The 12,690-nt window shown below is 36.7% G+C and carries 10 protein-coding genes; 5 read left to right on the forward strand and 5 right to left on the reverse strand.

The annotated features are described in order from the left end of the window. Positions 1-120 precede the first annotated feature (120 nt). From recA to ACVFVN_RS04185, 5 genes are all read left to right on the forward strand, one after another. Positions 121-1,128, forward strand: a complete 1,008-nt coding sequence (gene recA, locus ACVFVN_RS04165) for a recombinase RecA (protein ID WP_165131765.1) — start codon at positions 121-123, stop codon at positions 1,126-1,128. A 326-nt stretch (positions 1,129-1,454) separates the two neighbouring features. Then, complete coding sequence (locus tag ACVFVN_RS04170) at positions 1,455-2,858, forward strand: TolC family protein (RefSeq protein WP_456234311.1); 1,404 nt, start codon at positions 1,455-1,457, stop codon at positions 2,856-2,858. Between the two features lie 12 nt (positions 2,859-2,870). Continuing rightward, on the forward strand, positions 2,871-3,827 hold the full coding sequence (locus ACVFVN_RS04175) for an HlyD family secretion protein (RefSeq protein ID WP_456234312.1): 957 nt from the start codon (positions 2,871-2,873) through the stop codon (positions 3,825-3,827). Between the two features lie 9 nt (positions 3,828-3,836). Next, positions 3,837-5,039 (forward strand): ABC transporter permease, encoded by a 1,203-nt coding sequence (locus ACVFVN_RS04180; RefSeq protein WP_456234313.1) that lies wholly within the window; start codon positions 3,837-3,839, stop codon positions 5,037-5,039. A gap of 108 nt (positions 5,040-5,147) precedes the next feature. Further along, on the forward strand, positions 5,148-5,708 hold the full coding sequence (locus ACVFVN_RS04185; protein ID WP_165131777.1) for a Crp/Fnr family transcriptional regulator: 561 nt from the start codon (positions 5,148-5,150) through the stop codon (positions 5,706-5,708). 97 nt (positions 5,709-5,805) lie between these two features. Here the strand turns inward: ACVFVN_RS04185 and ACVFVN_RS04190 are convergent, their stop codons facing one another. The 5 genes from ACVFVN_RS04190 to ACVFVN_RS04210 form a co-directional block, all read right to left on the reverse strand. Then, the gene (locus tag ACVFVN_RS04190) at positions 5,806-7,407 is read right to left on the reverse strand and encodes a S8 family serine peptidase (protein ID WP_456234314.1); all 1,602 of its coding nucleotides are present in this window, start codon (positions 7,405-7,407) and stop codon (positions 5,806-5,808) included. A 104-nt stretch (positions 7,408-7,511) separates the two neighbouring features. Continuing rightward, the gene (locus ACVFVN_RS04195) at positions 7,512-8,480 is read right to left on the reverse strand and encodes an FAD:protein FMN transferase (RefSeq protein WP_456234315.1); all 969 of its coding nucleotides are present in this window, start codon (positions 8,478-8,480) and stop codon (positions 7,512-7,514) included. A 39-nt stretch (positions 8,481-8,519) separates the two neighbouring features. Then, entirely contained in the window at positions 8,520-10,709 is a 2,190-nt protein-coding gene (locus ACVFVN_RS04200) for a PepSY domain-containing protein (RefSeq protein ID WP_456234316.1), read from the reverse strand. Positions 10,710-10,712: 3 nt separating this feature from the next. Next, on the reverse strand, positions 10,713-11,204 hold the full coding sequence (locus ACVFVN_RS04205) for a DUF2271 domain-containing protein (protein ID WP_456234317.1): 492 nt from the start codon (positions 11,202-11,204) through the stop codon (positions 10,713-10,715). 10 nt (positions 11,205-11,214) lie between these two features. Next, complete coding sequence (locus tag ACVFVN_RS04210; RefSeq protein WP_456234318.1) at positions 11,215-12,687, reverse strand: ankyrin repeat domain-containing protein; 1,473 nt, start codon at positions 12,685-12,687, stop codon at positions 11,215-11,217. Positions 12,688-12,690 lie beyond the last annotated feature (3 nt).

Consider the following 12,690-nt stretch of genomic DNA (forward strand, 5'->3'; position numbering starts at 1 on the left):
CAATAAAATATACCTAGTATTAGGTATATTTTATCTTTTATAATCTTTGAGAAAATTTATCTATATTTTTAAATAATTTAACTAAAGATTTTTCCGTATTTTTGAATCATAAAATTACTTATGAGCAATATTGAAGATAAAAAGAAAGCACTCCAATTGGTGCTTGACAAATTAGATAAAACCTACGGAAAAGGCACTGTGATGACGCTTGGTGAAGACTCTGTAGATCACACGATAGAAGTTATTCCTTCTGGTTCTTTAGGATTAGATTTAGCCTTGGGCGTAGGTGGCTATCCACGCGGAAGAGTCATCGAAATCTATGGTCCAGAATCTTCGGGAAAAACAACCTTGACCCTCCATGCCATTGCAGAAGCACAAAAACAAGGCGGCATTGCAGCATTCATAGATGCGGAACATGCTTTTGACAGAACTTATGCCTCCAAATTAGGAATCGATTTGGATAACCTAATTATTTCTCAACCAGACAATGGCGAACAAGCTTTGGAAATTGCCGATAACCTAATCCGTTCTGGCGCTATTGATATTGTCGTAATTGACTCCGTTGCTGCATTAACACCAAAAGCTGAGATCGAAGGCGAAATGGGAGATTCCAAAATGGGACTTCACGCAAGATTAATGTCTCAGGCTTTAAGAAAACTAACAGCGACTATTTCTAAAACCAAATGCACCGTAATCTTCATCAACCAGTTAAGAGAAAAAATCGGGGTTATGTTCGGAAATCCAGAAACAACAACTGGTGGAAATGCACTGAAATTCTATGCCTCTGTAAGAGTTGATATCCGTAAAGCAAGCGCACCAATCAAAAATGGTGACGAAGCAGTTGGAAGTCGCGTAAAAGTGAAAATCGTTAAAAATAAAGTAGCGCCACCTTTCAAAATGGCAGAATTTGACATTATGTACGGCGAAGGTGTTTCTAAAGTTGGCGAAATACTAGATCAAGGTGTTGAGTTGGGCGTTATCCAAAAAAGCGGTTCTTGGTTCAGTTATGAAGGGACAAAACTAGGACAAGGCCGAGATGCTGTTAAAGAAGTGATTAAAGATAATCCTGAATTAGCTGAAGAATTAGAAGCCAAAATCAAGGATAAAATTAATAATCCCGATAAATAAAATTTAAAACAATTCTGTTTTAAAAACGCATCCAATACTTATTTGTATGCGTTTTTTTGTATGCAATTAAAATCAAAAAAAAGCTTTTTCAAAACTGACAAATTAATACCTAAAACAAACAATAATCAAAACAATATAAATAAAAACAATATAAATAAAAACCAAACAATTACATGAAAGTTTTAAAAACTAAGCTCAATTTTTTATAATTTAACATTCGTAATTTTAAAGTGCTTTTTTTGAATTAAACTCATTTTTTGATAAATGTCAAAGGAATGCTTTTTTAATTGTCAGAAATTTGTAGTCTCAACAAACAACAAAACAAAATGAAAAACAGAACTAAAAAATGGGCGGGAATCCTATTTTTATTTCCTTCGCTTGTTTTTTCTCAAACCTCCGCACCCACTTTGCAAGAGCTCATCAACAGCGCACTTGCCAGCGACGGGACGCTCAACGAGCAGATTTTGCAGAACAAAATCACGCATTTGGATGACGAAAAACTAAAAGATGTTTTCCTTCCAAAAGTCGATATTTCGGGACAAGCCGGTTATCTTTACACTTCTGCACATTTCACAACACCCGAATTTAGTATTCCGGCCATTCCCAATATTTTCCCAGGTTTAACAATTCCAAAACGTGGAAACAGTTTGAATATTTCAGGAGTTTCAACGATGGCAAAGGCGGAAGCATCCGTCCTACTCTATTCTGGTGGAAAAGTAAAATACCTGAAAGAAGCCAATCGTGAGAAAAATCTTTCCGAACAAAAATTGATGGAAAAAAGCAAAGACGACGTGGTGACCAGCATTTCGCAAGCCTACGACACTTTTGCACTGTTGGAGGAATCCCGAAAAGTTTTGGATGAAAGTAAAAAACGATTAGACATTAACCGAAAAACCGCTGATAAAGCGCTTGGTTATGGATTAATCACGCCTTATGATCACAAAAAAATTGAGTTAGCGCAGGCTACTTTAGATTCAAAAATTGTGGAATACGAAGGCAAAAAACAACTTTTAATGACACAATTGGAAGTTTTAACAGGCATTGACCGTACCCGAATTGCTGCAATACAACCTATTTTAAAACCTATTTCTTACGCATTAATAAATGAAAACATCGATAATCGCGCGGAAATTCAGGCATTAGAACATGGAATAAAAGCTTCCGAATATAAAATAGAAGCCGAAAAAAAATGGTGGGTTCCGAAAGTACAAGCGCAGACCTCACTCTCCTATTTTGGTTTGTACGACAATCACATTTCCACTTCTAAAGATTTAATTCAAGGCTTCAACTCAAAGTTGGATCTTAATCCTTCTAACTTAAACATCTTTCCGTTGTTCCAGGCCGGGGTAGGTTTTAAATGGGATATTTTTGATGGCAACGAAGGAAAAACAGCGGTGGAAGGCGCAAAAATTAATAAGGAAATCCTCGAAAATAAAAAACGAGACGCCCAGAAAAAATTAAAATTAAATTTAGCCAATAACCAAACCAACTACGACATTGCCAATGCCCAAATTACGCTGAAAGAAAAAGCCAAAAACATTGCAAAACTAGCCTTGGAAAATGTGGAAAAAGAATTCCGTTATGGAACCAAAAAATCATCCGATCTTATTGATGCAGAAAACGATTTACAAACCGCAGAACTCGACTACCAAACCGCCATCTACAACCAAAGACGCAGCGCTATTGAGCTGATGAAAGCGACCCAAAATTTAGACATCAACAAACTATAATCCATCTTAGAAATGAAGATCTTATTCAAAATATTTACACTTACTGCAAGCCTCACTTTAGTTGCTTGTACCGAGCAAAAACCACAACAAGGTTTTGAAGGAAAAACAAAAAAAGAAGTCATTTCTTTTTCGCCGAAGGTAACGGGAAGAATCCTCGACATTTATGTTGAAGAAGGACAAAATGTAAAAACAGGTGACACTTTAGCAAAGCTAGACGTCCCAGAAGTTTCGGCAAAAATTGCACAGGCCAAAGGCGCTACAGCAGCAGCAAATGCCCAAGCGCAGTTGGCAAAAAACGGCGCATCAGCAGACCAACTGCGTCAATTAAAAGCCAAACAAAAAGGACTAAAAGAACAATATGAGTTTGCTTCGAAATCATACAATAGAGCACGAAATATGTTCCGTGACAGTTTGATGTCGCCACAAAATTACGACGAGGTTTTCGCTAAATATCAAGGAGCAAAAGCACAACTCGATGCCGTAAACGCCGAACTTCATGAAGTGGAAAAAGGCACCCGTTTTGAAAAAATTAATATGGCAGAAGGACAAGCCTCACAAGCCATGGGCGCTTTACAGGAAGCCAACGTAGCCTATTCTGAACGTTATGTTATTGCGACCAACGATATGGAAATAGAAACCATAAGTCTCCACAAAGGCGAATTGGCAACGGCTGGCTATGCGCTGTTCAATGGTTATGTCCCGAATTCCACTTATTTCCGATTTACCATTCCAGAAAGTAAAATTTCAAAATACCAAAAAGGAATGACCGTTCAAATGAAAAGCACATACGGAAATCTAGAATTTTCTGGAAAAATTGTGAGCATCAAACAATTAACAAAATACGCAGATATCACCACCGCTTTCCCAGATTACAACCCTGAAGATGCCGTATACGAAGTGAAAGTAATTCCAGCTGACCCATCCAAAACTGCTTCACTTTTGGTGAATGCAAGTGTGGTTCTACAATAAAACAAAGCCATGAAACATACATTATTTTTAATAAAAAGAGAGTTCAAACTCTTTCTTTCCAACAGCACCTTACTTTCTGTATTCTTCTTGGCACCGCTTATTTACGCACTTTTAATGGGCTTTACGTATCAACAAGGAAAAGTAACCGACATTCCGGTATTAGTAATTAATCTTGACAAAACGCCACTTTCGCAACAAGTGGTTGATATGTTAACAGATAATTCTTCGTTGAAAATCCTTAATTATCTGGAGCAGCCACTCAATTTAAAAGATGAAGTGATAAAAAAAGAAGCGGCGGCTGTGGTGGTCATTCCGGAACGTTTTGAGGGGATGATGCTTCAGAAAAAATATCCCGAAGTGAATGTCTTTGTAAACACGTCCAATGTCCTAACCGCTAATTTTGCGAGCAAAGCCATACAAACGACTTTGGGAACTTTCTCTGCCGGCGCAGAAATTAAAGCGTTACAAAAGAAAGGCCTTTCAGCTTCCGAAGCCAGCACACAGTACGAGCCCTTCAAAGCAAATTACATCACGCTCTTCAACACCACCAGCAATTATCTTATTTTTATGTGGCCTGCTTTAATGGCGGTGGTTCTTCAGCAGGTAATTTTACTGGCAATGGCGGTAAGCTTTTCGGAAGAGTTTAAACGCGAAGGTTTCACTACAAGTTTCAAAGGAAAAGAAAAATATGCTGCTTTAATTATGGGGATAAAATGTCTTCCGATATGGTTATTTTCTGTGCTTAATGTGTTGATGTTTTATGCATTCAGTGTTTATTTTAAAATTCCAGCGCCTGAGAATGTGATGAATTTCTTTTGGATTACTGCATTTTTTGTGTTGGCTTCTACCAATTTGGGTGTTTTTTTCAGCATTATTCTTCCTGATGCTTTGAAGGCGACACAGGTTCTAATGATAATCGCTTCGCCCGCATTTATCATCAGTGGATTTACCTGGCCAACTTATGCCATGCCCGATGCCATCAGAGCTTTTACCGATATTATCCCATTGACGCCCTATTTGGAAGCTTTGAAGATTACGGTAATCCAACATGGTTCCGATTATCTTACGCAAAAATATTTCTGGCACCTGTTCATCCTTGCCATTGTGTATTTTGTTTTGGGTTGGGTGGCTTTAAAAGTTAAATTAAATTTTCTCTTCAAAAAATACCGAGCTGAAGAGCAAGTCTTAGAAAAAGATGGAGTAGCTGAATAATTCAGTTTTCATTTTGTATTTGTTGATAAGGATTTTCTGAGTTATCGGGAAATCCTTTTCTTTGCAATTCAATTGAGTTATTTTAAACAAAATCAGATTTTGCGAAGTATGAAATTTTTTGATATTCTTTCTGAGTTTTTCCCTAATGATACCGAGATCCGGGACTTTATGCTGGAACATACCCAAAGTTTGGAAATCAAAAAAGAGGACATTATCAGCAGAGAAGGTGGTTACAACCGTAATATTTATTTTGTTGAAGAAGGTTTGCTGCGTTTATTTTATTTTGAAAACGGAAAAGACATCACCACCAATTTTTTCCCAGAAGGCAAGTTGGTTGCTAATATTGACACGCTTTTCCAGCAAGAGCCCAGTCGATTTACTATTGAAGCTTTAGAAGATTCAAGCATTGTATTCTGCAATTATGAAAGCTTAGAACAGCTGTGCAAAGAATCACTTCCTGCAGCCAATTTCAGTCGGTATATTTTAGGAAATCTTATGGTGCAAATGTCCAAAAGAATGACTTCTTTGCAATACATGACAGCAAGGGAAAAATATGAGGATTTAATGGAAGAAAACAAAGACATTATCCTGCGTGCACCATTAGGAATGATCGCCACTTACCTTGGCATTTCCCCCGAAACTTTGAGCCGAATTAGAAGCAGCATTTAGTAAATCAAGTTTATATTTTGTCCTAAACTTCATAAAAAAATGAGAATCAAATTTTAAATCTGATTCTCATTACCTATTTAATCAAGTAAGTTTATATTTACTTTAACTTTCTTTGTTTATAGATTTCTTCAGCTTTCTGAACTGCTTTGTAAGAATCTACAACGCCTCCAGAAACCGAGATATCTTTTAATTGGTCGTTTTTATTTACGGTTTCAACTAAGATTTGTTTGATATCTTTTGCTGTTAATTTCGGGTAATGTGACCAAACCAAAGCTGCAACTCCCGCAACGGCAGGCGACGCCATCGAAGTTCCTTGCGCAAAACCGTATTTGCTTGTTCCCGGAATGGTTGAGTAAATTTCAGTTCCTGGACCAAAAACATCAACCGCTGCTTTACCGAAATTTGAGAATCTCGCTCTCAGATTATCCGCATTACGCGTGTTTGCACCTACTGTAATCGTTGTTGGGCTGTATTGTTTTCCATCAACCAAAGTGATGGGATACAAAGTAGTTTCATCAACATTTAGGTTGTTATTACCCGCAGCTTTTACAATTAGTACATTTTTAGATTCGGCATATTTAAAGGCTTCTTTCACCAGCGGACTATTATCATCCACCAATTTTCCGAAAGACATATTTAGGATTTTTGCACCATTATTTACCGCATAACGGATTCCGTTTGCCACATCGTGGTCACGCTCGTCTCCGTCCGGCACGGTACGTACGCCCATAATTTTCACATAGTTTCCGCCGCCGGTTCCCATCATCCCTTTTCCATTATCCCATTCTGCAGCGATAATTCCAGAAACGTGCGTACCATGGAAATCCGAAAGTCCTTTCACATCATTGTTTCCATAGGTTTTACCAAGACCTTCTTGCGGATTGAATGAAAGATTATAATTGTACTTCATATTATTGTCAGCGCTGGCTAACATTCCTGAGATTTTTTTCTCGTAAGAAGCAGTGATTTCTTCAATTGTTTTGTTTTCCCAATCTTTTTGTGGAACTTCTGAAAAAACAAACAAAGCTTCTAAAGCCAATGGATCTTCCGAAACAAACGAGTCTACTTTTTTCTTAGTCAGCGTTTCTCCGGCAAAAGCTTTATTTAATGCATCTAGTCTTGGTTTTACATAAGACATTCTAGCATTTGCAACTTCTTTGGTCATTTTATATCTTGTAATTGTAGAAAAATAATCTTTTTTCAGTTCAAGATATCTTTTGTATCCTTCCGGATCTTTTACTTTTGCGGCTTCATTTCTTTCGAATTTTTTAGCATATTTCGAATATTGTCTGGTTAATTCTAAAGTATCTTCTGCATACGATTTTCCGTCTTTATCTGTCACAAAATTCCAACCATGAATATCATCTATATAACCATTTTTGTCATTATCTTTTTTGTCATCAGCTTTCTCTTTTGGATTTACCCACATGATGTTTTTCAAATCCTCATGGAAATATTCTACACCACTATCCAAAACACCAACTACGATATTTTGTGGTTTTCTGTTATGTTCTGCTAAAAAGGCTTTCGCTTTCAAAGTGTTTACACCATAAATACCAGTAGCCTGAAAATCAGAATGCATCCAATTTTTCAATAAAGTAGAATCTACTTTGGCAGCAGTTTCTACCGCCTGCACGCTTTGTGCATTAATGCTAGCAAAGGAAGCCAAAAGGCTTAGACTAAAAAATAATTTCTTCATAAACTAATATCTTTGCCAGATAAGTATAATTTTTTGCTTATTCGTTACAAATAAATCGATTTTTAATTTATTTTTATTCTATATGTATTTTTAATTTAGCAAAATCACTTGATAATTTTTCCTGCATCGGTTATGAACAAAAACTTATAGTTTGGATATCGCTTAGCCAACTTCTTCCCTTCTTTTTCGCCCAAAACCATGATGGAAGTACTCAAAGCATTAGCAAATTCGGTGGAAGGTCCATAAATCGTAACGCTCGTTAACCCAGTTGCTGGCATTCCTGTTGTAGGGTTAATAATGTGAGAATACCGAATAGCATTGATTTCTGCAAACTTTTCATAGCTTCCAGAAGTTGCCACCGACAAATTTTCAAGTTTTAAAATCTTAGCTATTTTATGTTTTTTAAAAGGATTTCTAATTCCGATATACCAAGCTTTTCCATTCGGTTGCGTTCCCCAAGTTGCGATATCGCCAGAAGCATCTACAATTCCGGATTTTACACCAAGATTTTGCATCAATACTCGACCTTTGTCCGCTACATAGCCTTTTCCTATAGATCCAAAACCTATTTTCATTGCTTTTTCAGCAAGGAAAATTGTGGAATTTTCATGGTCTAAAATAATATTCTGATACCCAACATGTCGAACCGAATTTTTGATTTCCTCCTGAGTTGGTATTTCCGTCATCGAGCCATCAAATTTCCAAACTTTGTCCATTGCAATAATCGAAACATCAAATGCGCCATTGGACATTTTAGAATAGTCAATCGCGCGTTTTGTTAAATCAAATACTTCCTGATCTACTTTCACCGGCTTTATTCCTGCATTTCTGTTGACTTCAGAAATTTGGGTTTGCGGTCGCCATTCGGAGATCAGATTTTCAATTCTTTCGATTTCTGCAATGCATTGATCAATATTGGCATTCGCTTTTACGGAATCTTGGTGAACAATTGTAATATTAAAAACAGATCCCATTAAAGTGACTTGACGCGAAAACACCAGCTCAGTTTGTGCAGAAATCGAGTTTGCAAAAACTAGAAATACAATAAAAAATAATTTGAAAATTTGGTTCATTCTTTTATTTCAGAGCCTTGACAAGGCTTTCAATTATAATCAATAACAATCCGACAAAATCTGCGAATGATAATCCGTTAATGATTTTTGCTCATATTTCTGGACAATTTCCTCCAAAACCATTTCAACATCGCGCTGCATTTTGAGCGCACCACAAATCATAATCGTACCGCTATTCTTGAGGATTTCGGCAAAATAAGCTTCATCACGGCGAATTAAATCCATTACATATTGTTTATTTTCTTCTCTTGAAAACGCAAAATGAATGCTTTCTAAATGTGATTTTGAAATCTGTTCATCAGCAAACTTTCGGTATTGATCGGTTAAAGAATTATCGTGTCTAAAACCTGAGTACAAACGAATATTTCGCTTCAAAACATTGTCATGAATCATTCCTAAAAACGGCGCAATTCCTGTTCCATTGGCAATCATCACGACATTTTCAGTTTCTTTTGGAAAATGAAATTTCGCATTGTTCATCACGCGACCGGTAATTTGATCGCCAATGTTCAGTTTGTTTAAAAATTCAGAACCCAGACCATTTTCGAATAATTTCACAACCAACTGAATGGCGTTGTCTTTTTTTCCAATCGAATAAAACCGTTCCCGATGGTCATTTGCTGGATAAATTGCCAACAAATCTCCCGATTCGAAAACTTGCTTTTTCTTAGGTTTTAAAACCACTTTAAACGTTGAATTATCTTCCGAAGTCGATGCCTTTTCTACCACTTCAAACTGAATTAAACCTGGAATTTTAGTTTCATAAACCGCAGGTGCAGTTGCCAAAGCGTACAAAGATTTTTCGCTCCAAAGTTGCGTCCATTTTACAAATTCCTGAGTAGAACGATCGTTCACGGTGATTAAAGGAAGTAATTGTTTTGCCCAAGATTGCTGTTTCAATAGCGCATCTACCCTTTCCGCATAAGCACAATAATCTGCGTAAGACTTCGATCCAAAGCCGACTACGGAATATTCTAGATTCTGATTCTGAGGAAATTTTTGAAGCAATTTTTCAAATTCTGTTGCGTTGGTTGGTGCATCACCCAAACCATAAGTTGATGTAAAAATCAGCAAATGCTTGGCTTTTGGGAAATTTTGAAACTGATTCATCTCAGCCAAGAAAGATTTCTGATTTTGCCCCAATAATTGTTTATGAATATGATTGGCAAATGTTAAGGTTGTTCCGTTTTCCGAACCTACCAAAAGGATGATTTCCGCGTCTTTTGCACCAAATTTATTTTTGATTTTGGTTCTCGTTCTACGGAACATAATCACGAATCCTGAATAAATGAAAAACAGAATATTTAGCGAAGCCAAACCTAAAATAACCGCCCAAATAATACTGGTTCTTCCCGTATGCAAGTCAATATTTATTTTTTCTAAAACTTGTGAATAAGGATACAAACTTTCAGAAATAATTTCACCAGTCACTTGATTAACGGTTACCGATCTGTCTTTTAAGTGTACGATAAAAGGTTCCGCCTCATCATCGGGAATAAAAGGAAATTCAATTCTTTGGACATCCGTTAGTTTGGTGTTTTTGAAGAACAAAATATCTTTTAAATTGCTTGGTTTTGCATCTGTTTTTAACGCATGTTTTATTTCTTGATTTTCACCTTTAAAATAGTCTAAACGTACCAAAAAAATGAGCGTTCCGGTAAGTGCAATGACCAAAATGGGAATCAGCAACCAACGTCCTGTAACAACATGAAAATATTGTGAGAAAAAATCTTTATTAATTCTCGTAAAAAAGTGTTTGATTCCTTTCTGACGCTTGATAATCAGCACAAATCCACTGATGGAAATCAGCATCAGAAAAAACGAAACGACACCCACGATGGCTCGTCCGGTTTCTTTCAGAAATAAAGAACGATGAAGCGCTGTAATCCACTGTATAAAGCCACTTTTGGGTTTAATTTCACCAATGATTTTAGCATTCCTAGGATCAATAAAACCTTTGATGGATTTTCCATCTTCGTCCAAAGCGTCGATGGTCACAAAATCGTTGTGATCTACTTTGACTTCAATGATTTCAAAATAATTCTCGCGCAAAGTAGGCAATACTTGCGCGAGATTTAAACTTTGGAAATTCTCGACTTTATGATGGGGTAATTTCTCGTCAATTGCGTCGTACGCGAGAATTACGCCTGTCACAGAAAGAATGAGAAGAAAAACCGTGGACAAAATTGCCAATGCCAAATGGGCATATCTCCAAATAGATACCGTCATGTTTTACTGAACTTTGATGAATCGGACCGCTTTGATATATCCCGTTCCTCTAATTCCCGCTTTATTGTCTAAAGCATCTGTAGATAAAGCGATTTCCGCATCTTTGGGGAAATATTTTTGAGTTTCAACTGCAGATTCGAAGCGAATTTTGTAACCTTTATTCAACTTTGCAGTATCAAATTCAATCACTCTTGTGGCACGTGCCCCACCAGCAACCGAAGCACCCGTAATCGCATTGAGTTTTTCTTTCTTCTTAATTCGGAATTTTTCCCATTCTTTAAGCGTATTGTACCACTCATTATCATCACCCAAAACCCCCAAAGTCGCTTCGTATTGCCCTTTTGGATTAATTAACGACACCACAACATAAGCTTCCTTCCCAGAATAACTGTTCATCTGTATCATGGTTTTATACTTGGTGGTTTGTGCAAAAATAGTTGAAGAAAAAAGTATTGCGAAAATGCTGAATACTACTAATTTCCAGTTGTTTTTCATTTTTTTCGATTTATTTTAAAAAGTCGATTGAAACTTTATTTTGAGTTAAAAATTCATTTTCTTTAGCCAAATCATATGCCGTTTCTCCGAATTCGGTTTGTAAATCTTTTTTAACGCCCAATTCCACTAAAGCTTTCAAAATTTTATCGTCTTTCGATGTTAAAGCCGCTTTGTGTAACGCCGAATTTCCATCCGCATCTTGCGCATTGACCTCAACACCCAGTTCGGCCGCTTTTTTCACCAAAGACAGATCGCCTTTATCCACCGCTAAAAGCAATAAGGTATTTCCATTTTTTTGTGGCGCTTTGATATCTAAACCTGAATTTTGAAGTAAAGCTAATTTCGCATTAAAATCTTCTGTTGCATCATTAGATTTGAAAGAATTGAACCAGTAATACACCAAATTATTTCCGTCTTTATCCAAAATCTTCGCATCGGCGCCGTTCTTCAATAAAGTAGCAACAACATCCGCAGCACCAGAAGTCATCGCCTTCATCAAAGCAGTTTCGCCCTTTTCATTGGTTGCATTTACATTTTTAGCTTTTGACAATAAAGTTTCCACCAATTTCGAATCTTTTCCTTGAGAAGCTCCCATTAACACAGTATTTCCTTCTTTATCAGCTTTGTTAACATCCACGCCTTTTGCTAAGAAATAATTGATGATTTCTGCATTTGGTCTTCTCACAAGATTGTGCAATAAAGTACTCCCTGTTGGACTAATCGCTTTTGGATTTAACTTATATTTATCCACCAAAGTTTGATAAGTTTCTATACCATTTTGTTTTGCTCTGGAACCCATTGTCGCAAAAAACAAGGCTTGATCTGTCGGTTTTACACCTTTAGCAATAAGCTGATCTATAATTTCAAGATTACCAAGTCGCGCAGCATAATCGGCTAAATTACGTCCGTAGTTGTCTTTATCTTTAATAGACAATCCTTTTGAAGTAAAATAATCGACTAATTTAAACTCGGGATCATTCGCAATCGTGAGCATTATTAAAGTAGCACCATCTTCATTTTTGGTTTTTATATTTGCACCCGCTTTAATCAGCGCGTCGTAAACCGCCGTATTTTTATTTCCAGCTTCGGCTGCATACGTGATGACATCTGAGCCATGACTGTCTTTATAATGCACATCCGAAGCTTTAGCCAAAAGATAATTCACCAATTCAAGATTTCCAGACGCGGCCGCCCATTGCAAATACGTTCTAGAATGATGCGTTTTCTTATCTACAGTATTTCCTTTTTGCTCCACCATGAATTTAATAACATTGGTAGAAACCTTATTGTTAATCGCCATTACAACAGGATCGAAGAAACCAGGATTTTGCTGTGAAGGACTATTGCCTTTAGCTATTTCTGCTTTTACAATTTCTATATTGGGATTATTTTTCCAAAATCCGCCATCTAACAACGTGTTTTTTTGCGCTTTTCCAAATCCGAAAGCCATTAAAAACAAGGCAGCAATCAAAGTTTTTTTCATAAG

The organism is Soonwooa purpurea, assembly GCF_053891095.1.